Below are 21,320 nucleotides of genomic sequence, written 5' to 3' on the forward strand. Positions count from 1 at the left end.
CCCGAGACCTCACCTACTGCATAGAAGTACGATAACCAGCATGTTTATACGTCGCGTCCCCTTCGACCACCCCGACGCCGTCAAGCTCAACGACGAGGTCCAGGCCGAGTACCACGAGCGCTACGGCGACGGCGGCGACGCCACCCTGCTGGACCCGGCCGACTTCGAGCCGCCGAACGGCGTGTACTTCATCGTGTACGACGCCGACGAGCGGCCCGTCGCCACCGGCGGCTGGCGTCGGCAGGACGCCAACCACGAGGGCAACCGGGACGGCGACGCGGAGCTGAAGCGGATGTACGTGGTCGCCGACGTGCGCGGTCGCGGGCTGGCCCGGCGGATGCTGGCCGCCCTGGAGGAGGACGCCCGGGCGGCGGGGCGCTCCCGGATGGTCCTGGAGACCGGCACCAAGCAGCCCGAGGCCATCGCCCTGTACACCTCCTGCGGCTACGAGCCCTGCGAGAAGTTCGGCTACTACCGCTTCCACGAGGAGAGCCGCTGCTTCGCCAAGGCGCTGTAGCGGCCGGCCAGGCCGGGGGCCCTGTGTCCTCGCTCACTCCCGCAGGAACGCCAACACCGCCAGCACCCGGCGGTGCACGTCCTCGGCGGGCGGCAGGTCCAGCTTGGTGAGGATGGAGCCGATGTGTTTGCCGACCGCCGCTTCGGAGACGACCAGCTGCCGGGCTATCGCGCCGTTGGACCTGCCCTCCGCGACCAGCGCCAGCACCTCCCGCTCGCGCGGGGTGAGCCGCGCCAGCGGATCACGGCGACGGCGCAGCAGCTGCCGTACGACCTCCGGATCGACCACCGTGCCGCCGGCGGCGACCTCGGCGAGGGCGTTCACGAACTGCTCGACCTGACCCACCCGGTCCTTGAGCAGATAGCCGACCCCGGTGCCGTCGCCCGAGTCGAGCAGGTCGGCGGCGTACGCCCGCTGCACGTACTGGCTGAGCACCAGCACCGGCAGCCCCGGCCGCTCGGTGCGCAGCCGGACCGCCGCGCGCAGCCCCTCGTCGGCCTGGCCCGGCGGCATCCGGACGTCGGTGACCACCACGTCCGGTTGGTGCTCGGCGACCGCGGCGAGCAGGGCGTCCGCGTCTGCGACGGCCGCCGCGACCCGGTGCCCGAACCGGGTGAGCAGGGCGGTCAGCCCGTCCCGCAGCAGCACGCTGTCCTCGGCCAGCACCACCCGCAGCGACCGCCCGCCCCTGGTCTCACCCATCACATCCCCCGTCCGTCTCGCCCCTCACCCGGGTCGCTCCCCCGTGGCGACCCGCGCGGCCGTCCCGCCCTCCTGGGCGGCCGGGCGCACCGCGCACGGAATCTGCGCGCGCAGCACCGTCCCTCCGCCCGGCGGACTCGACACGGAAAGTCTTCCATCGACCACTGACAACCGGTCCCCGAGCCCGGTCAGCCCGCTGCCGCGGGCCGCGTCCGCGCCGCCCCGGCCGTCGTCGTGCACCTCGACGGTCAGCCGTCCGCCGGTGTGCCCGCCGCGCACCTCGGCGCGGTTCGCACCACTGTGCCGGGCGACGTTGGCGAGGGCCTCGCACACCACGAAGTAGGCGGCGGCCTCCACCGCCCCCGGCAGCCGTCCCGGCAGGTCGAAGCGCACCTCGACGGGGACCGGGCTGCGGTCGGCGGCGTCGGTGACGGCCGCCTGAAGGCCGTAGTCCGCGAGGACCTTGGGGTGGATGCCGTGGATGAGCTCCCGCAGTTCCGCGAGGACGGCGCCCGCCTCGTCGTGCGCCCGGGCCAGCTGCTCGGCGAGCGGGCCGGGCGGTGCGTCCAGGCGGGCCAGGCCCAGCGTCATCGTCAGCGCCACCAGCCGCTGTTGTGCCCCGTCGTGCAGGTCGCGCTCGATACGCCGCCGCTCGGCCTCGAAGGCGTCGACCAGCCGGCTGCGGGAGCGGGCCAGTTCGGCCACCCGTGCGCCGAGTTCCGGCTCGCGGGGCGCGAGCAGCAGCCGGGTGAGCCCGGCCCGGGCCCCGGCCGCGGCGCCGAGGACGTACGCGCCCGCCGCGAGCAGCAGCACGCCGAGAACGGCCACGCCCCATGCGGCCGGCCACCCGGTCACCGTCCACGTCTTGAGCACCTTCGCCTCCCGGCCGCCGCCGGTCGTCGCCATCAGCAGCGGGGTCGCCGCCATCGCCACCGGGAAGAGCACCGCCACGGTCACCACCAGCGCCTCGGCCGGCCACAGCAGTGCCGCGCACAAGAGCGCGTGGCCGAGTTCTCGCCAGGTGGCCTGCTCCCGCAGCCGGGTCGTCAGCCAGCTGCGCAGCCCGGGTTCGCCAGGCGCGGCGTGCCCTCCCGGGACCGGGCCGTCGGCCACCAGGCGCAGCCGGTGCCGTTCGAGGGCGGCCACGGGCAGCCCGGCCAGCGCGACGGCGGCGAGCAGCGGCAACCCCACCAGCACGAGCGCCAGTACGCCGCCGACCGCGACCAGGGTCACCAGGGACACCAGCACGGCGACCCCGAGGGCCACGCCGGACACCAGGTAGGCGGTGGCGCGCCACGGCCACGGCGTCAGCAGATAGCGGGGGCGGCCCAGAGCCTGCCAGAGGGTGCGCGGTTGCATGCCGGCCACGGTAGGAGCGGTGGGCCTCTCGCCGCCATCGGTCCGGCGGGTGGGCGGGGGGTATGCCTGGCCCTACCCCAAGTCTCGCCCCCGCCCGACCGACCCGGGCGCCCGACGCCGGTTGGCTTGTCCCTGTGCGATTCCAACGAGTGGGGACGGAAGGGCAGATGACCACCGACGCTATCCAACTGACCGCCGTGAGCCGGCGTTACGGCACCTCGGACGACGGCGTGACGGCGCTGGACGGGGTGTCGCTGGCTTTCCGGCACGGCACGTTCACCGCCGTGATGGGCCCGTCGGGCTCCGGCAAGTCGACGCTGCTGCAGTGCGCCGCCGGACTCGACCGGCCCACCTCGGGCTCGGTCCGGCTCGGCGGGACGGAACTGACCGGGCTGAGCGAGCGGAAGCTGACGCTGCTGCGCCGTGAGCGGATCGGGTTCGTCTTCCAGGCGTTCAACCTGCTGCCGTCCCTGACCGCGGCCCAGAACGTCGCGCTGCCGCTGCGGCTGGCCGGCCGCCGCCCCTGCGCGGCACGCGTGCGTGAAGCGCTGGAGCAGGTCGGTCTCGGCGCGCGGGCCCGGCACCGGCCGTCGGAGCTGTCCGGCGGGCAGCAGCAGCGGGTCGCGCTGGCCCGCGCCCTGATCACCGCTCCCGAGGTCCTCTTCGGCGACGAGCCGACCGGTGCGCTGGACTCGCGCACCAGCCGCGAGGTGCTGCAGTTGCTGCGCGGCATGGTCGACGCGCGGGGCCGGACCGTCGTCATGGTCACGCACGACCCGGTGGCCGCCTCCTATGCCGACCGGGTCGTCTTCCTGGTCGACGGCCGTGTGCACGGCGAGATGAGCGGGGCGTCGGCGGGCGGCATCGCGGCGCACCTGGCGGCCCTGGAGGCGGACGCCGACGCAGCCGCACCGCACGCACGCGAGGAAGCCGACGGCGTCACGCCGCACGCACGTGTGGACGCCGAAGCGGGTGCGCGGCACGCACGTGTGCCGGGGATGTTCCCGTGCTGAGTCTCGCCGTGCGCACGCTGCGCGCCCGCCGGGTGTCCTTCGCCGGCAGCTTCCTCGCCCTGTGCCTCGCCACGACGCTGCTCACCGCGATGGGCCTCGCCCTCGACGCCACGCTCGATCCCCCGCGCCACCGCCCGGAGCGCTTCGCCGCCGCGCCCGCCGTGGTCCGCGGCCAGGACACGCTGCGGGTGGAGACCGAAGCCGGCGTGCGCACCCGCCCGCTCACCTCACCCCGCACGCTGCCGGCGGCCACGGTGGCCGCGCTGCGCACGGTCGGCGACGTCGTCGAGGACCGCTCCTTCGCCGTACGCGTCGACGGCGGCCCCGGCGATCTGGTGGGCCACCCGTGGCCGGTCGCCCGCTTCGCCCCGTACCGGCTGGACGCCGGACGGGCGCCCCGCGCCGCCGACGAGGTGGTCGCGGCCGGCGGCTGGACGGCCGTGGGCCGGCGCCTGCGCAGCGACCACGGCACGCTGCGGGTGGTCGGCACGGTCCACGCCCTCGGCGCCGAGAACCCGGTGTTCTTCACCGACGCGCGTGCCGCTCGTCTCGCCCCCGGCGTCGTGCAGCTGGTCGCCGACGCCGACCCGGTGGCCGTACGACGGGCCGTGGGCGCGGCGGACGGCGTGCGGGTGCTGACCGGTGACGCGCGGCGGTTCGCGGACCCGGACCCCGGCCGCGACGCCCGCGCGCTGACGGCGCTGAACGCCCTGTTCGGCACGGCGGGCGGGGTCAGCGGCTTCGTGTCGGTGCTCGTCGTGGCGTCCACCTTCGCCTTCACGGTCGCCCAGCGCAGCCGGGAGTTCGGCCTGCTGCGCGCCGCGGGCGCGACACCGGGTCAGGTGCGGCGCACGGTGCTGGCGGAGGCGCTTCTCGTGGGCATCGCGGCCTCGGTGGCGGGCTGCGCGCTCGGCGCGTACGGCGCGCCGCTGCTCGTCACGCGCGTGGTCGAGGGCGGCCTGGCCCCCGGCTGGTTCCGCCTCGCCGACCTGTCCTGGCATGCGTGGCCCTATCAACTGGCCTTCTGGACGGGCCTGCTGGTCGCGCTGAGCGGGGCGGCCGCCGCGGCCTGGCGCGCGGGCCGGACCGCGCCGACGCAGGCGCTGCGCGAGGCGTCGGTGGACGGCCGCACCCTGACGTGGGGGCGCCGCGTGTGCGGTACGGCCCTGTTGCTCGCCGCCGCCGCGACGCTCGCCCACACGCTGCTCACCGACCCGGGCGACCTGCTGCACCGCAAGACCTACGTCAGCCGCCCGCTGCTGCTGATCGGCGCGCTCGCCCTGCTCTCCCCCGCGCTGCTGCGGCCGTCGGTGCGGCTGCTGGCCTGGCTGCCCGCCCGGTTGCCGGGCGCCCTGGGGATGCTGGCCCGTGAGAACACCGCGACGAGCCTGCGCCGCACGGCTGCCGTCGCCGCGCCGGTGCTGGCCACGGTGGCCCTGACGGGCTGTCTGCTCGGCACCCCGGCGACGCTGGAACAGGCGCGGGCGGCGGAGTCCGACCGGGCGACGGTGGCGGACTTCGTGGTGGTGCCGGAGAGCCACGCGCGTGGAGACGCCTCCGACGGGATCGGTACGGCGACGGTGGACCGGCTGCGGTCGATTCCCGGCGCCACCGTCTGTCCCGTCCGCGGCACGGCCGTCCACACCCTGGAGGGCGGCGTCGCGCTCGTCACCTCTTCCGCCCACGCCGCCGATCCCCCTGCGCCGGCCGCGACCGTACGGCTGCCGGTGACGGCCGGCCGGATCGCCGACCTGGACGACGCGTCGATCGTCGTCAACGAGGAGTGGGCCGAGCACACCGTCGGCCGCCACGTCACCGTCTGGCTCGGCGACGGCACACGCAGGACGCTGCGGATCGCGGCCGTCCTGGCCACCGGCACCGGCGACAACGGCGCGTGGCTCACCCCGGCCAACGCCCCCGGCGCGCCGGTGGAACGACTCGACGTCCGCGTGCGCGCAGGCGCCGATGCGGCCGCTGTCGCGACGGCCCTGCGCGCGACGGTCCGCCCCGGGGACGGCGTACGGGTCCTCACGCGCGCGCAGTGGCTGCACGCGTCCCGGCCGGTGGCGACGGGGACGACCCGGCTCGGTCTCTTCCTGGTCCTCGGCATCGCCCTGCTCTACACGGGCCTCTCGCTCGCCAACACCCTGACCATGTCGACGTCCGGCCGGGCCGCTGAGTTCACGGCGCTGCGGCTGGCGGGCGCCACGCGCGGGCAGATACTGCGGCTGACGGCCCTGGAGTCGCTGACGGTGGTGGCGGCGGGCGCCCTGCTCGGGCTGCTGGTGACCTTCGTCACCTGGGCCGGTACGGGTGCCGCCCTGGGGCTGTTGTCTGCGCCGGTGCCGCTCGTGCTGCCCTGGCCGGCCCTGGGCGCGGCGACGGCCGGGTGTGCGCTGCTGGCGGTGGTGTCCTCGACGGTCACGACGGCGGCGGCACTGCGCCGCTGAGGAACAAGAGCGGGACCACCGGGCCGGGAGAATGGCCGAGGGCCCCGGCGATCCGAAGATCGCCGGGGCCCTCATTGCGTGGACCTGAGGGGATTTGAACCCCTGGCCCCCTCGATGCGAACGAGGTGCGCTACCGGACTGCGCCACAGGCCCTTGCAACGAGTGAAACTTTAGCATCCCCCGCTGCGTGCTCGGAAATCCGCTCCCGGCGGGGCGAGCGCCGGGGTCACTCGTTGGCCGCGCGCGGCCGCTCCCCGTCCTCGTACTGGTCGAAGAGGGGCGTGCGCCCGCGCTCGCGGGCCCGGCGTGCGGAGGCCGCACGGCGCGCGTCGCTGCGGCCGTCGTCCGCCGGGCGGTCCTCCGCGCCGGTGGGCGCGTCCTGCGCGGCCGGTTGCTCGTCCCGCAGTTCCGGAGCGACCGCGCTGGAACGGGCCGAGCTCCACGCGTCCGGGGCGCCGAGGTCGACGTCGGCCGTGGCGCGCGGGGCGACCGGCGCGGTGACGTACGTCGGCAGGGGCACCGGCACCGGGTCCCAGCTGTCGCCGTGGCCGGGCCGCTGCTGCCGCTCGCGCTGCTGGTCGACCCACTCGGCGTGGTCGGTCTGCTCCACCAGCGCGCGCCGGTCCGCGGCGAGCGCCGACAGTCCGGGGTCGGTGGCGGTGCCGTGGCCTTCGGCGGGCTCCTCTGCGTCGGTGGGCGCGCCGGTGCCCACGGGCGTACGCCGGCGCGGCTGGCGTTCGCGCAGTCGCTGCGCCGCGACCTCGGCCCGGCGGCGGTCCATCTGGTAGGCGAAGCGGCGGCGCTCCTGCCGGCGCAGATAGACGATGTACGCGCTGAGCAGGAGGGCGGGCACGCCGGGCGCCCACAGGAACGCGAGCCCGCCGACCGCGGCCACGATCGCGCCGAGGGTGAAGGCGAGGAAGAGCATCACCGTGGTGCGCCGGCGACGGGCGAGGGCCTTCGTGCGCTGGGCGCGCGCGGCGGCCGCCTGAGCGGAGAGCTCGCGCCGGGCTTCCGGCACCCGGCCGTGCGCCGGTGCGAGCGCGGGCTCGTGCGCCGGGTCACGCTCCGACTCGTACTCCGGCTCGTGCTCCGGTTCGTCGTACTCGTACGCCTGCGCCTCGTCCGCCGCCCGGGTGTGCCGGCGGGTCGGAGGCACGGCGAAGGCCCGGACGTCCACCGTGTCGGTGACGGCGTCCGGGGCGGCGAGGTCGGGCTCCTCCTCGTCGGCGGAGCGCGCCCGCAGGTCCTTGGCGTACCGGCGCTCCATGCCCGCCCGTCCGGACAGCAACCGGATGGCGGTGCTGAAGCGTTCCGTCGGACGGGCTTCGTTCAGCTCGTCCTGCCTACGGAGCCACATCGGCACCAAGTAGGCGGCCCAGGCCCCGACGATGACTGCGTAGATGAGGCCGCTGCTGCTCACATCTCACACGGTAGAGGGGTTTGCCTGAGGCCATCCGCCAATTGCGCCGGTGTGTCGCACGATCTGGCTGATATTTCGAACTTTTTTTGTGACCGATGCGATCAGCGGGCCACTTCGACCCGGAATTCCCCGTCCCGAGACGGTCACAGGCCGATCAATTTCGAACATATATTCAATTTCCCAGGTCGCGCGTCGGCCGGCCGGGTTTTCCCCGGCCCAGCCGTGATTTCCCGGGATCCTACGGGCGGTGCGACGAGCCGTTCTGCGCCCGGCTGCGCCGCCAGCGGGCGAGCAGGCCCTCCGGCACTTCCTCGGCCGTCAGCGCGAAGACGAGATGGTCGCGCCAGGCTCCGTCGATGTGCAGATAGCGGGGCCGCAGCCCCTCCTCGCGGAATCCGAGTTTCTCCACCACCCGGCGGCTGGGCACGTTCTCGGGGCGAATGCACACCTCGATGCGGTGCAGGCCCACGTTCCGGAAACAGTGGTCGACCGCGAGCGCCACGGCCGTCGGCATCACGCCACGGCCGGCCACCGCCTCGTCCACCCAGTAGCCGACGTGACCCGAGCACATCGAGCCCCAGGTGATCCCGGCGACCGTCAACTGCCCGACCAGCCGGCCCTGGTACTCGAGGACGAACGGCAGCATCCGGCCCGCACGCGCCTCGCGGCGCAGGTGCCGCACCATCTGGCGGTAGGTCGGCCGGTGCGCGACCGGCCCGGTCGGCGTGGGCGGCGGGATGGTCGCCTCCCAAGGCCGGAGCCAGTCCCGGTTGCGCCGGTTGACCTCGCGCCAGGCGCTCTGATCGCGCATTCTGATGGGCCGCAGGACGACATCGCCCTCGGCCAGCACCACGGGCCAGGATGAGCCGTTCAGCTCGCACCCCCGCTTCCGGCGTCGGGTCTGGGGTGGTCGCCGCCGCGGACCTGGTCGACGGCGTGCACCAGCAGCGGCTGCAGAACGGCGAGACCGTCCCTCACCCCGCCCGTCGACCCCGGCAGGTTGACGATCAGGGTCCGCCCGGCCACGCCGGCCAGTCCGCGCGACAGCGCCGCGGTCGGCACCTTGTCCCGGCCGAACGCGCGGATCGCCTCCGCGATGCCCGGCACCTCGTGGTCGATCACCGCGCGCGTGGCCTCCGGCGTGCGGTCGGTGGGCGAGAGCCCGGTGCCGCCGGTGGTCACGACGACGTCGTAACCGTCCTCGACGGCCGCCCTCAGCGCGTCGCGCACCGGGTCGCCGTCGGGCACCACCCGCGGGCCGTCGACGTCGAAGCCGAAGCGCTTCAGGCCGTCCGCGATCAGCGGCCCGCCCCGGTCCTCGTAGACACCCGCGGCGGCCCGGTTGGAGGCCGTGACGACCAGCGCCCGATAGCTCATGACCGGCTCCAGTCGCCCGACTTGCCGCCCGTCTTCTGCTCCACCCGCACGTCCGTGATGACCGCTCCCTTGTCGACCGCCTTGACCATGTCGATCACGGTGAGCGCGGCGACGGAGACCGCGGTGAGGGCCTCCATCTCGACGCCCGTACGATCCGTCGTCTTCACCGTGGCCCAGATCTCCACGGCGTCGTCCGCGACCGACAGGTCCAGTTTCACACCGGACACCGCGAGCGGGTGGCACAGCGGGATCAGATCGGGGGTCCGCTTGGCTCCCATGATCCCGGCGATCCGCGCGGTGGCCAGGGCGTCGCCCTTGGGGACGCCCTCGCCGCGCAGCAGCTCGACCACGCGGGGCGAGACGAGGACGCGGCCGCTGGCGCGGGCGGTGCGCGCGGTGACGTCCTTGCCGGACACGTCGACCATGCGGGCGGCACCCGCGTCGTCGATGTGCGTCAGGCGGTCCTGCACGGGCTGTCCGGGGGTCTCCCCCCGGTTGGGCACAGTCATGGTGGTGGCGCTCCCGGTCCGGGCCCGGCGCGGTGCGGCGCGCGGGCCTGTGTTGTGCGCGACACGGTACCTCGGGCCGGGAGCACTCAGCCGAGCAGGACGACCTCGACCTCGCTGCCGGGCGCGACGGACTCCACGTCCTCGGGCACCACGATCAGGGCGTTGGCGTGCGCGAGGGCCGCGATCAGGTGCGAGCCGGCACCGCCCACCGGGGTGACCGTGCCGTCGGTGTGGACGCCGCGCAGGAACTGCCTGCGGCCCTTCGGGGACGTCAGCGGCTTCTGCGCGGACAGCGTCGCCGTGGCCTTCGGCCGGTGCACGTCCTGAAGCCCCATCAGAGTGCGGATGGCAGGCCGCACGAACAGCTCGAAGGAGACGTACGACGACACCGGGTTGCCCGGCAGCGCGAGCAGCGGCGTGTGGTCGGGGCCGATGGAGCCGAAGCCCTGCGGCTTGCCGGGCTGCATGGCGAGCTTGCGGAACTCCACGCCGCCGCCCGCCTCGTCCTCGTCGCCGACGTGCGACAGCGCCTCCTTGACGACGTCGTACGCCCCGACGCTCACCCCGCCGGTGGTCACCATGAGGTCGGCGCGCACCAGCTGGTCCTCGATGGTGGAGCGCAGTGTCTCGGCGTCGTCGGCGACGGCGCCCACCCGGTAGGCGATGGCGCCGGCCTCGCGGGCGGCGGCGGTGAGGGCGAAGCTGTTGGAGTCGTAGATCTGGCCGGGCGCCAGCTGCTCGCCGGGCTGGATCAGTTCGCTGCCGGTGGACATCACGACCACGCGCGGGCGCGGGCGCACGCGGACCGTGCCGCGGCCGATCGCGGCGAGCAGGGCGATCTGCGGCGGGCCGAGCACGGTGCCCGCCTCGAGGGCCCGGTCGCCGGCCCGGACGTCGCTGCCGGCCGCGCGCACGTGCGCGCGTGCCTCGGCGGGCCGGTACACGCGTACGTGCCCCTCGGCGCCCTCCGGGGCGAGCGCGCGGGCGCGCATGCCGGTCACGGGGCCCTCACCGAGCCCGCCGTCGGTCCACTCCACGGGTACGACGGCCTCGGCGCCGGGCGGCAGCGGGGCGCCGGTCATGATGCGGGCGGCCTGGCCCGGACCCACGTGGAGCAGGTCGGCCTGGCCCGCGGCGACGTCCCCGACGACCTCCAGGACCGCCGGGAACTCCTCGTTCGCGCCGGCCACGTCCGCGACCCGCACCGCGTAGCCGTCCATCGAGCTGTTGTCGAACGGCGGCAGGGACACGGGCACCGGGATGTCCTCGACCAGGACGCAGCCCAGGGCGTCGAGCAGCTGCAGCTCGATCGGCTCCAGGGGGCGCACGGTGGTGAGGACGTCCTCCAGGTGCTCGTCCACCGACCACAGGTGGTCGGGGCCCGGGGTGCGGGAGGCGGCGCTGCTCAAGGTGGCTACATCTCCTCGGTGACGTAACGGCGGAGCCAGGCCCTGAAGTCCGGGCCCAGGTCCTCACGTTCGCACGCGAGTCTGACAATGGCCCGCAGGAAGTCGCCGCGGTCGCCGGTGTCGTAGCGACGGCCCTTGAAAACGACGCCGTGCACGGGGCCGGCGGCCTTCTCGTCCTCGGCGAGCTGCTGCAGGGCGTCGGTGAGCTGGATCTCGCCGCCGCGGCCCGGCTCGGTCTTGCGGAGTATGTCGAAGATGCCCGGGTCGAGCACGTAACGGCCGATGATCGCGTAGTTCGAGGGGGCGTCGGCCGGGTCGGGCTTCTCGACCAGGCCCGTCACCTTGACGACGTCGCCGTCCTCGGTGGCCTCGACGGCGGCGCAGCCGTAGAGGTGAACCTGCTCGGGCGCGACCTCCATGAGGGCGATCACACTGCCGCCGCGCTGCTCCTGGACGTCGATCATCCGCTGCAGCAGCGGGTCGCGCGGGTCGATCAGGTCGTCGCCGAGGAGCACCGCGAACGGCTCCTGGCCGACGTGCGGGGCCGCGCACAGCACGGCGTGACCGAGGCCCTTGGGGTCGCCCTGACGCACGTAGTGCATCGTCGCGAGGTCCTGGGACTCCTGCACCCTGCCGAGCCGCTCCGTGTCGCCCTTCGCGGCGAGGGCGGACTCGAGCTCGTAGTTGCGGTCGAAGTGGTCCTCGAGCGGGCGCTTGTTACGGCCCGTGATCATCAGGACGTCATCGAGGCCCGCGGTGACGGCCTCCTCGACCACATACTGGATCGCCGGCTTGTCGACCACCGGCAGCATCTCCTTGGGCGTGGCCTTGGTGGCCGGCAGAAACCGGGTGCCGAGGCCTGCCGCCGGGATGACAGCCTTGTTGATCCTGGGGTGCGACTGGGTCATGCCCGCCACCTTAACCGGTGTGCGGGGCGCGGCCCGCGACTCCCGGACATGAGTGCTCATATGAGCAGAAGAGAACGGTACGGGAGCGACAAGTGGGCGAAATCGGGCCGGTCATGGAGCCGGTCAAGCGGGCCGTTCGACGGCGTTTCCTGGCGGCGCGGAACGCCCTGACCCCGGCCGATGTGATGAATGCCGCGTCCGCCCTGGCCGAACGCGCCCTGGGCCTGCCGGAGCTGGCGCACGCGCGCACGGTCGCGGCGTACGTCTCCGTGGGCACCGAACCCGGCACGCTCGCACTGCTCGACGCGCTGCACGCGCGGGGCGTGCGCGTCCTGCTGCCCGCCCTGCTCGACGACAACGACCTGGACTGGGGCGAGTACACCGGCGAGGGCTCCCTCACGCGCGTGCAACACGGCGGAAAGACGGCACTGTTGGAACCCGCCGGCGAGCGGCTCGGCCCGCAGGCCGTGACCGCCGCCGACGTCGTGCTGCTGCCGGGGCTCGCGGTCGACGCGCGCGGGATGCGCCTGGGGCGCGGCGGCGGGTCCTACGACCGGGTGCTCGCACGGCTGGAGCGCGCGGGCGCGCGGCCGGCGCTGGTGGTGCTGCTGTACGACACGGAGGTCGTCACGCGCGTGCCCGAGGAGCCGCACGACCGGCCGGTGCACGCGGTGGTGACCCCGTCCGGGGTGCGCCGCTTTTCCGCGCCCTGATCCCCGCGGCACGCCGAAGGGCCCTCCACGCGCGCGTGGAGGGCCCTTCGGAGCTGCTCACACCGTCACGGCCGCAGGACGAGCGTGTCGCTGGTGCTCTTGTCGACCGCGTCCGACGAGAACGACCACGGCAGCAGTTCGCCCTTGGCCCACTTGTCCGTCTGGTCGGTGTAGTGGGCGCTGTAGGCGTGACCGGAGGCGCCGGAGAGGTTGATCCACTTCGACTTGTCGAGGTTGTCGAGGTTGACCACCATCCGCATCGACGGCACCCAGACGACGCCGTAGCCGCCGGCGGCGTTCCAGCCGGTGGCGTTGACCGCCGCCTCGCCGCCGCTGAGCTTGTACGGGCCGCGGTTGAGGACGTACTTGAGAATGCCGGGGCCCTCGGTGCCGAGCGTCTGGTTCTTCAGGAACAGGCGGTGCAGCCGGCCCCAGCTCCAGGTGTCGATGTCCTTGCCGAGCTTGGCGGTCAGCTCCCAGCGGGCGTCGATCATGGCCCGCTTGAACAGCTCGTCGCGGTTGTGCGCCGCGGGGCGCGTGCCCGACCTCGGCGCCTTCCACCAGTCGCTGTCCGGCTTGTCCATCAGGGTGCGCACGACCTCGAACCAGCGGTCGCCGCCGTCGGGCTGCGCCTGGTCGGCGTCGCGCTGACCGCACTCGCGCACCTTGTCGGTCTCGTCCACGGGGCCGGTGGTGCTGACCGGGTCGACCCACAGGCACTGGCCCTCGACCCGCAGCTCCTTGGGCAGCTTGTTGCCGAAGGCCAGCTTCAGGACGTTGCGCCACACGGAGTTGAAGTACGCGGCGGCCGCCGAGTCGGCGTCCTGGGTGTAGTCCCAGCCCTCCAGCAGCTCCTGCGCCTGGCGGACGTCCTTGTCGCCGACGTCGATCTTCAGCAGCGTCGGCACGAGCAGCTTGGCGACCTCGCTGCTGTTGTCCAGCTGCATCTGGCGCATGTCGTCGGTGGACATCTTGCCGTCGCCCTTGATCTTGGACTCGATCAGATCGGCGATGCGCTGGCTACGGGTGCCGTAGCCCCAGTCGGTGGTCAGCGTGTAGGGGTACTTGTCCGCGTCGACCACCGCCTGGTTGGCGGTGACGACGTAGCCGCGCTCCGGGTTGTACTCGTAGGGCAGCTTGTCGAAGTCGATGTACCCGGTCCAGCGGTACTTCGGGTCCCAGCCCGGCGCCGGGAGCGAGCCGTCGCCCTTGCCGCGCGTGGGGATCTTGCCCGGGAGCTGGTAGCCGATGTCGCCCTTGGCACCCTTGCTGTCGGCGTAGATCAGGTTCTGCGACGGCACGTCGAACAGCTTCGCCGCGGCGCGGAACTCCTTCCAGCCCGTCGCCCTGTCCATCGCGAACACGGCGTCCATGGAGGTGCCGGGCTGCAGGGCGGTCCACTTCAGCGCCATGGCGTAACCGTCGCCGCGGTCGGGCGCCGCGGTGTCGACGGTGGCCTTCTTGCCGACCTTGACCAGTTCGTCGTCGCGGTCGGACAGCAGCGGCATGCCGTCCTGCGTCTGCCGCACGACGATCTTCTTGGTCTCGCCGCCGGCGACCTTGATGGTCTCCTCGCGCGTGACGAACGGCCTGACCTTGCCGCCGTACAGGTAGCCGTCGCCGGTGACCTTCTCCAGGTACAGGTCGGTGACGTCGACGCCGGAGTTGGTCATGCCCCAGGCGATGTCCTTGTTGTGGCCGATGACCACGCCCGGCATGCCCGCGAAGGTGTAGCCGGTGACGTCGTACCGGCAGGCGCTGGAGACGCTGCGGCAGTGCAGGCCCATCTGGTACCAGACGGACGGCAGCGAGGCCGACAGGTGCGGGTCGTTGGCGAGCAGCGGCTTGCCGGTGATGGTGTGGTCGCCGCCGACGACCCAGGAGTTGGAGCCGATGCCGTTGCCGTTGACGCCGACGGCCGTGGGGACGTCGTCCAGGACCTTGTACAGACCCGCGAGCTGGCTCTGCAGGCCGGCGCCGGACGAGGTGCCGGTTCCCGTGCCGGTGCCGGTGCCCGTGCCGTTCAGCGAGGTACCGGAGCCGCTCGTGCCGCTGCCCGAGCCGCTGGAGCCGGAGCCGCCGCCGGAGCCGCTCGTGCCGCGGCCGCTGCCCTGCTCGAAGGAGTGGGTCAGCTCGTCGTACCCGCCCTCCTGCACGATCGCCTTGTTGCGGTCGTAGGGGTACTGCGGGTAGAGGTCGGCGATCTGCTGGGGGCCCAGGCGGCTGGTCATCAGGGCGCGGTCGATCTCGTCCTGCATGTTGCCGCGCAGGTCCCAGGCCATCGCCTTCAGCCAGGCGACGGAGTCGACCGGCGTCCACTGCGCGGGCTTGTAGTCGTTGCTGAAGCCCAGCGCCGCGTACTCCAGGGAGATGTCCTTGCCGTCCTTGCCCGCCAGGTAGGCGTTGACGCCCTTGGCGTACGCCTGGAGGTACTTCTTCGTCGAGGCGGACAGCTTGGTGTCGTACTCCTGCTGGGCGACGCGGTCCCAGCCCAGGGTGCGCAGGAACGCGTCGTTGTCGACCTGGGTCTTGCCGAACATCTCCGACAGGCGCCCGGAGGTCATGTGCCGGCGCACGTCCATCTCGTAGAAGCGGTCCTGCGCCTGGACGAAGCCCTGCGCCATGAACAGGTCCGCGTCGGAGGAGGCGTAGACCTGCGGGATGCCGTAGCCGTCGCGCTTGACGTCGACGGGGCCCGACAGGCCCTGCAGGGTGATCGATCCCTTGGTCTGGGGGAACGACGCCCGGACGGTGCTGACGGACCAGTAACCGCCCCCGCCGATGCCGCCGATGACCGCCAGCACCAGGAGGAGGACGATAAGACGGGCTTTGCGCCCCTTCTTCCTGCCGGACTTGCCGGGCTTGTGACCCGTTGTGGCGGTGGTGTTGGGGGGCATCGCTGTCCTTGCTGTCCTAACGCGAGCGGCAGGTTCGGCTGTGCTTTTAACTGAGCGCTGGAGCAACCATAGGCGCAGGGCCCGGTGGCACTTGACGCGGAGCCCGCAACCAGCCGGGGCAGGCGATCGATCTTGCCTCGCCGAGCGTCAAGAAATCGTCAAGAGTTAGGTAAGGTAACGAAGTAACCGGAAGATCGCAGGAAGGAACGGCCGCTGACTGTTCACCACCTCAACCAGCTCCTGCTCGTCTGCTCGCTCGTCCTGCTCGTCGCCGTGGCAGCAGTCCGGATCTCCTCGCGCAGCGGACTGCCCAGCCTGCTCGTCTACCTGGGCATCGGCATCCTCATGGGCCAGGACGGCGTCGGGCACATCCACTTCAACAGCGCCGCGCTGACCCAGGTCATCGGGTACGCCGCCCTGGTCGTGATCCTCGCCGAGGGCGGACTCGGCACGAAGTGGAAGGAGATCAAACCGGTCCTGCCGGCCGCCTCGGTGCTGGCGCTGGCCGGGGTCGCGGTGAGCGTGGGTGTGACGGCCGCGGGCGCGCACTACCTCGTCGGCCTGCAGTGGCGGCAGGCGCTGATCATCGGTGCGGTGGTGTCCTCGACGGACGCGGCGGCGGTCTTCTCCGTACTGCGCAGGATCCCGCTGCCCGCGCGCGTGACGGGCATGCTGGAGGCGGAGTCCGGATTCAACGACGCCCCCGTCGTCATCCTGGTCGTCGCCTTCTCCACGGCCGGTCCGGTCGAGCACTGGTATGTCCTGCTGGGCGAGATAGCCCTTGAACTGGCCATCGGCGCGGCCGTCGGGCTGGCGGTCGGCTGGTTCGGCTCCTGGGGCCTGAGGCACGTCGCCCTGCCCGCCTCCGGCCTGTACCCGATCGCCGTGATGGCCATCGCCGTCGCCGCCTACGCGGCCGGCGCCCTCGCCCACGGCAGCGGCTTCCTCGCCGTCTACCTCGCCTCGATGCTGCTGGGCAACGCCAAGCTGCCGCACTGGCCGGCCACCCGCGGCTTCGCCGAGGGGCTCGGCTGGATCGCGCAGATCGGCATGTTCGTCCTGCTCGGCCTGCTGGTCACGCCGCACGAGCTGGGCGACGACGTGTGGCCCGCACTCGTCATCGGGCTGGTGCTGACCATGCTGGCGCGCCCACTGAGCGTCGTGCTGTGCCTCACACCCTTCCGGGTGCCCTGGCGGGAGCAGACGCTGATGTCGTGGGCCGGGCTGCGCGGCGCCGTGCCCATCATCCTGGCGACCATCCCGATGGTGAACGGCGTCGTGGGCAGCCGCCGGGTCTTCAACATCGTCTTCGTCCTGGTCGTCGTCTACACCCTCATCCAGGGCCCGACCCTGCCCTGGCTCGCCCGTCTGCTGCGGCTGGGCGACGACACGGAGGCCGCCGACCTCGGCATCGAGTCCGCGCCCCTGGAGCGGCTGCGTGGCCACCTGCTGTCCGTGGACATCCCCGACGGCTCCAGGATGCACGGCGTCGAGGTCAACGAGCTGCGCCTGCCGCCGGGCGCGGCGGTCACCCTGGTGGTGCGCGAGGGCACCTCCTTCGTGCCGCTGCCCACGACCGTGCTGCGGCGCGGCGACGAACTGCTCGTCGTCACCACCGACCCGGTACGCGACGCGGCCGAGCGCCGGCTGCGCGCGGTGGCCCAAGGCGGCAAGCTGGCCGACTGGCTGGGCTCCGGCGGTGAGGAGCGGTGACGGTGACGCGGGCGGTTTCCGCCGCCCAGGCCAATCACAGGTGAACGAGCTGATGGTGCTCGTTTTCACAGGGCCGTCGTGCGGAAGCCCTGTACGATAAAGGCGCACCCCTGATCGAACCAACTCTGCCTGACGCAGAGCTGGCGCGACCGTATGGCGGCCGTGCAGCCCCTCACCGTGGGCCCCGGCATCTACCGCAGTCCGCGCAAGAGGACAGCTCTCGGCGCACGGTGCCCTTACAAGGGCGTCGCGCTACCAGGCGGCAGAAAGGCACGGGCCGTGGCGTCCACGGTCACCTCGGAGAAGAAGAAGGCGGCTACGGCCGCCCGCCCGGGCTACGGGCAGCTGCTGCGCACCCGCGGCGCCTGGACCTTCCTGCTCCCCGGCTTCGCGGCACGCCAGCCGTTCGCGATGCTGACCCTCTCCATCGTGCTGCTCGTGCAGCACACCACCGGCTCCTACGGCGCGGCCGGCGCCGCGGCGGCCGTCACCGGCGTGTCGATGGCGCTGTTCGCGCCCTACAGCGGCCGCCTCGCCGACCGCTACGGCCAGCGTGCCGTCCTGCTGCCCGGCGTGATCGTGCACACCCTGTCCGGTCTCACCTTCACCGCGCTCGCCCTCGCGCACGCCCCCCTGTGGGCGCTGTTCGTGGCGGCCGTGCCGACCGGCGCCTCGGTGCCGCAGGTCGGGCCCATGGTGCGGGCCCGCTGGGGCGTGCAGCTCAAGGGCTCCCCCCTGATGAGCACCGCCGCCGCCTTCGAGTCCGTCACCGACGAGCTGACCTTCGTGGTCGGCCCGCTGCTGGCGACCGCCCTGTGCACCGCGGTGGCCCCCGCCGCCGGTCTGATGACCGAGGCCGCGCTGACCCTGGTCGGCGGCCTGCTGTTCGCCGCGCAGAAGAGCACCCAGCCCCAGGTCCACACCGGCGGCGAGCACACGCGTGTGCGGCACGCCTCCGCCCTGCGCGTGCCCGGTGTACGCGTGCTGATCGTGACGTTCCTGGGCATCGGCTCCGTCTTCGGCGGCATGCAGGTGTCGCTGGCCGCGTTCACCGAGTCGATCGGCGAGCCCGGTCTGAACGGCGTGCTCTACGGCGTCTTCGCCGCCGGCAACATGATCTCCGGCGTCGTCTGCGGCGCCATCGCCTGGAAGGTCGCCCCGCAGCGGCGCCTGGTCGTCGGCTACGCCGCCCTCGCGCTGACCGCGTCCGCGCTGTGGACCGCCCACTCCGTGCTCCTGCTCGCCGGGCTCGGTCTGCTGGTCGGCATGTGCATCGCGCCCGCCCTGATCACCGGCTACACCCTCGTCGAGGGGCTGGTCCCGGCCGGGGCGCGCACCGAGGCGTTCACCTGGCTGACCGGTGCGGTCGCCCTCGGCCAGGCCGCGGCCGTCACGGTCGCCGGGCAGCTGGAGGACCGCTTCTGGGGCGGCGCCGGGTTCCTGGTGCCGATGGGCGGCACGGTGCTGGCCCTGGTGACCCTGCTGGCGCTGCGCTCCCGGCTGGTGGCACACCCCCGGGGCCGTACCGTCGCGCGTGGCGTGGGTCACCGCGTGCCGGTGACAGTGGACTGACGCCACGGAATACGTCACTATGGTTCGTCGTTAGCACTCATCGAGTGAGAGTGCCAGGAGGAAGACAGTGCCCACCTACCAGTACCAGTGCACCGAGTGCGGCGAGGGCCTCGAGGCGGTGCAGAAGTTCACCGACGACGCCCTGACCGAGTGCCCCAACTGCCAGGGCCGCCTCAAGAAGGTGTTCTCGGCGGTCGGCATCGTCTTCAAGGGCTCCGGCTTCTACCGCAACGACAGCCGCGGCTCCTCGTCGAGCAGCTCGCCGGCGTCGTCCAAGTCGTCGTCCTCGTCTTCCACGACGTCCGCTTCGTCGTCCTCTTCGTCCTCTTCGGACGCGGGTTCCTCGTCGGGCTCCAGCGGCTCTTCGAGCAGCAGCACCACCGCCGCCTGAGGCCCACTTCTTCACGGACTCCTCGCAGGACCCTGCCATCGCCCGATGGCAGGGTCCTCGGCATGTGCGCCGCCGGTTAGGGTGCGGGCATGGCGAACAAGGCGAACGCAGAGATCGGCGTGATCGGCGGCTCCGGTTTCTACTCGTTCCTGGACGACGTGACCGAGGTCCAGGTCGACACCCCCTACGGTCCGCCCAGCGACTCCCTCTTCCTCGGTGAGATCGCCGGCCGCCGGGTCGCGTTCCTGCCCCGGCACGGGCGCGGCCACCACCTGCCGCCGCATCGCATCAACTACCGCGCCAACCTGTGGGCGCTGCGCTCGGCCGGTGTGCGCCAGGTCCTCGCACCGTGCGCGGTGGGCGGCCTGCGTCCCGAGTACGGGCCGGGCACGCTGCTGGTGCCGGACCAGCTCGTGGACCGTACGAAGTCCCGGGCGAGCTCCTACTTCGACGGGCTGCCGCTGCCCGACGGCACCGTCCCGAACGTCGTGCACGTGTCCCTTGCCGATCCGTACTGCCCCGTCGGGCGCGCGGTCGCGCTGAAGGCGGCACGGGGGCGCGACTGGGAGCCGGTGGACGGCGGAACGCTCGTCGTCGTCGAGGGGCCGCGCTTCTCGACGCGTGCCGAATCGTTGTGGCACCAGGCGCAGGGCTGGTCGGTGGTCGGCATGACCGGTCATCCGGAGGCGGCGCTCGCCCGTGAGCTGGAGCTCTGCTACGCCTCCCTCGCCCTGGTCACCGACCTGGACGCCGGCGCCGAGACCGGCGAGGGCGTCTCCCACGACGAGGTGCTGCGGGTGTTCGCGGCGAACGTGGACCGGATGCGGGGAGTGCTCTTCGACGCGCTGGCGGCGCTGCCCGCGAACGAGGAGCGGGACTGCCTGTGCACGTCGGCGCTCGGGGGGATGGATCCGGGGTTCGCGCTGCCGTGACGGGGGTTGGCGGGCGCCGGGGGCGCGCTGCCGTGGCGGGGGGTCGCTGACACCTGGTTCGTGCTGTCGCGGCGGGAGTCGCGGGCGCCGGGTGCGCGCTGCCGCGGCGCGGGGGGTCGCTAGGGCCGGAACGTCCCGTACGGGTGACGGGGTTTTCCACAACGCGCGGGTGGTCCACGGGCGTCTGCGGGCCTCGGCGTGAGGGCTCATCGTGGGTGTGCAAGCCGTAGCCCTCGCCGCAGGTGGTGGTCCTGTGTCCATGCCCCTCTCCGTCCCGGTGTCCTTCCCCGCCCCCGTCGCCTCTGCTCCCTCGCCTCCCCCGCCGTCCGGTCCGCGTCCGCCCGGCGACGACGTGCCGCCGACGTGCGAGGTGCCGCACTTCGCACCGGTGCGGGTACGCGGGGTGCGCCACCTGGCGCACCGGCTCGCCCGGCACCGCCGGCGGACCGTCGCCGCCGGCCTGGCCGTCACCGCGGCCGCGCTGATGGCGGCGGGGCCACGGCAGACCACCGGCCCCGACCGGGTCCGCGGGCATCCGCCGCATCGCGGGGGCGGGGAGACGGTGGCGGCGCCGGTGCGGATCGCCGACGCCGGCACCGTGCGCCTGCTGCGGCCGGGCGACCGGGTGGACGTCATCGCCGCCGAGGACGGCACGGACGGCGGGGATGCGCGGGTCGTGGCCCGCGGTGCCCGCGTGGCCCGGCTGCCCGAGGTCACGGACGACGGCACGCGCGGCGGCACCCTCGTCGTGCTGTCGGTGCCGCGGGCCACGGCGGCGCGGCTCGTCGGGGCGAGCGCGACGGCACGGCTCGCGGTGACGGTGGGGTGAGCCGGACGATGCGGCGGCTGTGCGAACGTTTGTCGAACAGCACGATCGTGTTACCGGATTGGACATGCCTCCCGGGGCCTGCCGTAGGTTGCGGAGCGATTTACTCCACATGCCGTACGGACGAGGAAAGGCCTCGAGGTGAGCGAGAAGAAGGCGCCGAGTGTCTGGGAGGGCTTCAAGGCCTTCCTGATGCGCGGGAATGTCGTCGATCTGGCAGTAGCGGTGGTCATCGGCGCCGCCTTCACCAACATCGTGAACTCGGTGGTGAAGGGCGTGATCAACCCGGTGGTCGGGGCGATCGGCACGCAGAGCCTGGACAACTACAGCTCCTGCCTGACGGCGAGCTGCACGAAGGACGAGGGCATCCGCATCATGTGGGGCTCGGTCCTCGGCGCGACGCTGAACTTCGTGATCACCGCCGGGGTGGTCTACTTCCTGATGGTCCTGCCGATGTCGAAGTACCTGGCCCGCCAGGCGGACCGCAAGGCGGCCCGCGAGGGCACGAAGGAGATCGTCGAGGTCAGCGAGCTGGAGGTGCTCAAGGAGATCCGCGACACGCTGGTCGCCCAGCGGACCGCCGGCCGCGGCGAGTAGGAGCGGCGGGGG

19 protein-coding genes and 1 tRNA gene are annotated in these 21,320 nt (G+C 73.1%); 10 read left to right on the forward strand and 10 right to left on the reverse strand.

The annotated features are described in order from the left end of the window. Window positions 1-40: 40 nt before the first annotated feature. Complete coding sequence (locus ACF1GV_RS24285; protein ID WP_391684469.1) at window positions 41-517, forward strand: GNAT family N-acetyltransferase; 477 nt, start codon at window positions 41-43, stop codon at window positions 515-517. A gap of 33 nt (window positions 518-550) precedes the next feature. Here the strand turns inward: ACF1GV_RS24285 and ACF1GV_RS24290 are convergent, their stop codons facing one another. Together ACF1GV_RS24290 and ACF1GV_RS24295 are read right to left on the reverse strand one after the other, a co-directional pair. Then, window positions 551-1,183, reverse strand: coding sequence for a response regulator (locus tag ACF1GV_RS24290; RefSeq protein ID WP_391685088.1), 633 nt, complete (start codon window positions 1,181-1,183; stop codon window positions 551-553). A 60-nt stretch (window positions 1,184-1,243) separates the two neighbouring features. After that, window positions 1,244-2,578, reverse strand: coding sequence for a sensor histidine kinase (locus ACF1GV_RS24295; RefSeq protein WP_391684472.1), 1,335 nt, complete (start codon window positions 2,576-2,578; stop codon window positions 1,244-1,246). 167 nt (window positions 2,579-2,745) lie between these two features. Between ACF1GV_RS24295 and ACF1GV_RS24300 the strand changes: the two genes are divergently transcribed. Together ACF1GV_RS24300 and ACF1GV_RS24305 are read left to right on the forward strand one after the other, a co-directional pair. Further along, complete coding sequence (locus tag ACF1GV_RS24300; RefSeq protein ID WP_391684475.1) at window positions 2,746-3,591, forward strand: ABC transporter ATP-binding protein; 846 nt, start codon at window positions 2,746-2,748, stop codon at window positions 3,589-3,591. Beyond that, window positions 3,585-6,041, forward strand: coding sequence for an ABC transporter permease (locus ACF1GV_RS24305; RefSeq protein ID WP_391684478.1), 2,457 nt, complete (start codon window positions 3,585-3,587; stop codon window positions 6,039-6,041). The genes ACF1GV_RS24300 and ACF1GV_RS24305 overlap by 7 nt, the downstream gene beginning before the upstream one ends. Window positions 6,042-6,120: 79 nt before the next feature. Here ACF1GV_RS24305 and ACF1GV_RS24310 read toward each other — a convergent pair. The 7 genes from ACF1GV_RS24310 to galU all read right to left on the reverse strand — a co-directional run bounded on the left by ACF1GV_RS24310 (window position 6,121) and on the right by galU (window position 11,667). Further along, window positions 6,121-6,194, reverse strand: a tRNA-Ala gene (locus ACF1GV_RS24310). A 73-nt stretch (window positions 6,195-6,267) separates the two neighbouring features. Continuing rightward, complete coding sequence (gene glpR, locus ACF1GV_RS24315) at window positions 6,268-7,464, reverse strand: gephyrin-like molybdotransferase receptor GlpR (protein ID WP_391684480.1); 1,197 nt, start codon at window positions 7,462-7,464, stop codon at window positions 6,268-6,270. A gap of 238 nt (window positions 7,465-7,702) precedes the next feature. Next, window positions 7,703-8,317, reverse strand: a complete 615-nt coding sequence (locus tag ACF1GV_RS24320) for a GNAT family N-acetyltransferase (RefSeq protein WP_391684483.1) — start codon at window positions 8,315-8,317, stop codon at window positions 7,703-7,705. Window positions 8,318-8,334: 17 nt separating this feature from the next. Further along, the gene (locus ACF1GV_RS24325) at window positions 8,335-8,841 is read right to left on the reverse strand and encodes a MogA/MoaB family molybdenum cofactor biosynthesis protein (protein WP_363263404.1); all 507 of its coding nucleotides are present in this window, start codon (window positions 8,839-8,841) and stop codon (window positions 8,335-8,337) included. Next, window positions 8,838-9,350 carry a cyclic pyranopterin monophosphate synthase MoaC gene (gene moaC / locus ACF1GV_RS24330; protein ID WP_391684486.1) on the reverse strand — a complete coding sequence of 171 codons (513 nt, stop codon included), beginning with the start codon at window positions 9,348-9,350 and terminating at the stop codon, window positions 8,838-8,840. The genes ACF1GV_RS24325 and moaC overlap by 4 nt, the downstream gene beginning before the upstream one ends. A gap of 86 nt (window positions 9,351-9,436) precedes the next feature. Then, the gene (gene glp / locus ACF1GV_RS24335; protein WP_391684489.1) at window positions 9,437-10,759 is read right to left on the reverse strand and encodes a gephyrin-like molybdotransferase Glp; all 1,323 of its coding nucleotides are present in this window, start codon (window positions 10,757-10,759) and stop codon (window positions 9,437-9,439) included. Window positions 10,760-10,764: 5 nt separating this feature from the next. Then, on the reverse strand, window positions 10,765-11,667 hold the full coding sequence (gene galU, locus ACF1GV_RS24340; protein WP_391684491.1) for a UTP--glucose-1-phosphate uridylyltransferase GalU: 903 nt from the start codon (window positions 11,665-11,667) through the stop codon (window positions 10,765-10,767). Window positions 11,668-11,780: 113 nt separating this feature from the next. On the opposite strand from galU, the gene ACF1GV_RS24345 reads away from it, so the two are divergent. Further along, a complete protein-coding gene (locus ACF1GV_RS24345) occupies window positions 11,781-12,380 on the forward strand; it encodes a 5-formyltetrahydrofolate cyclo-ligase (RefSeq protein ID WP_391685090.1) in 600 nt (199 codons plus the stop codon). Window positions 12,381-12,445: 65 nt separating this feature from the next. Here the strand turns inward: ACF1GV_RS24345 and ACF1GV_RS24350 are convergent, their stop codons facing one another. Continuing rightward, window positions 12,446-15,277, reverse strand: coding sequence for a penicillin acylase family protein (locus ACF1GV_RS24350; protein ID WP_391684493.1), 2,832 nt, complete (start codon window positions 15,275-15,277; stop codon window positions 12,446-12,448). A gap of 213 nt (window positions 15,278-15,490) precedes the next feature. Between ACF1GV_RS24350 and ACF1GV_RS24355 the strand changes: the two genes are divergently transcribed. From ACF1GV_RS24355 to mscL, 6 genes are all read left to right on the forward strand, one after another. Further along, window positions 15,491-16,990: a potassium/proton antiporter gene (locus tag ACF1GV_RS24355; RefSeq protein WP_391685092.1), complete on the forward strand. Its 1,500-nt coding sequence runs from the start codon at window positions 15,491-15,493 to the stop codon at window positions 16,988-16,990. Window positions 16,991-17,269: 279 nt separating this feature from the next. Then, window positions 17,270-18,562, forward strand: coding sequence for an MFS transporter (locus ACF1GV_RS24360; protein WP_391684496.1), 1,293 nt, complete (start codon window positions 17,270-17,272; stop codon window positions 18,560-18,562). A gap of 67 nt (window positions 18,563-18,629) precedes the next feature. Next, window positions 18,630-18,953: an FmdB family zinc ribbon protein gene (locus ACF1GV_RS24365; RefSeq protein WP_391684499.1), complete on the forward strand. Its 324-nt coding sequence runs from the start codon at window positions 18,630-18,632 to the stop codon at window positions 18,951-18,953. A gap of 89 nt (window positions 18,954-19,042) precedes the next feature. Continuing rightward, entirely contained in the window at window positions 19,043-19,885 is an 843-nt protein-coding gene (locus ACF1GV_RS24370) for an S-methyl-5'-thioadenosine phosphorylase (RefSeq protein ID WP_391684502.1), read from the forward strand. Window positions 19,886-20,144: 259 nt separating this feature from the next. Beyond that, window positions 20,145-20,714: a hypothetical protein gene (locus tag ACF1GV_RS24375; protein ID WP_391684505.1), complete on the forward strand. Its 570-nt coding sequence runs from the start codon at window positions 20,145-20,147 to the stop codon at window positions 20,712-20,714. Window positions 20,715-20,852: 138 nt separating this feature from the next. Beyond that, window positions 20,853-21,308, forward strand: a complete 456-nt coding sequence (mscL, locus tag ACF1GV_RS24380) for a large conductance mechanosensitive channel protein MscL (RefSeq protein ID WP_363263414.1) — start codon at window positions 20,853-20,855, stop codon at window positions 21,306-21,308. Window positions 21,309-21,320 lie beyond the last annotated feature (12 nt).

Source organism: Streptomyces sp. NPDC014006 (genome assembly GCF_043088925.1).
In the GTDB taxonomy this organism is placed as follows: Bacteria; Actinomycetota; Actinomycetes; order Streptomycetales; family Streptomycetaceae; genus Streptomyces.

What these genes read in the sequence shown, in the direction of transcription:
- ACF1GV_RS24325 (WP_363263404.1), bottom strand. Translation starts at nt 8,841, where the DNA reads ATGAGCTATCGGGCGCTGGTCGTCACGGCCTCCAACCGGGCCGCCGCG.
- ACF1GV_RS24350 (WP_391684493.1), bottom strand. Translation starts at nt 15,277, where the DNA reads ATGCCCCCCAACACCACCGCCACAACGGGTCACAAGCCCGGCAAGTCC.
- ACF1GV_RS24295 (WP_391684472.1), bottom strand. Translation starts at nt 2,578, where the DNA reads ATGCAACCGCGCACCCTCTGGCAGGCTCTGGGCCGCCCCCGCTATCTG.
- ACF1GV_RS24370 (WP_391684502.1), top strand. Translation starts at nt 19,043, where the DNA reads ATGGCGAACAAGGCGAACGCAGAGATCGGCGTGATCGGCGGCTCCGGT.
- ACF1GV_RS24375 (WP_391684505.1), top strand. Translation starts at nt 20,145, where the DNA reads ATGCCCCTCTCCGTCCCGGTGTCCTTCCCCGCCCCCGTCGCCTCTGCT.
- ACF1GV_RS24300 (WP_391684475.1), top strand. Translation starts at nt 2,746, where the DNA reads ATGACCACCGACGCTATCCAACTGACCGCCGTGAGCCGGCGTTACGGC.
- galU (WP_391684491.1), bottom strand. Translation starts at nt 11,667, where the DNA reads ATGACCCAGTCGCACCCCAGGATCAACAAGGCTGTCATCCCGGCGGCA.
- moaC (WP_391684486.1), bottom strand. Translation starts at nt 9,350, where the DNA reads ATGACTGTGCCCAACCGGGGGGAGACCCCCGGACAGCCCGTGCAGGAC.
- ACF1GV_RS24285 (WP_391684469.1), top strand. Translation starts at nt 41, where the DNA reads ATGTTTATACGTCGCGTCCCCTTCGACCACCCCGACGCCGTCAAGCTC.
- ACF1GV_RS24345 (WP_391685090.1), top strand. Translation starts at nt 11,781, where the DNA reads ATGGAGCCGGTCAAGCGGGCCGTTCGACGGCGTTTCCTGGCGGCGCGG.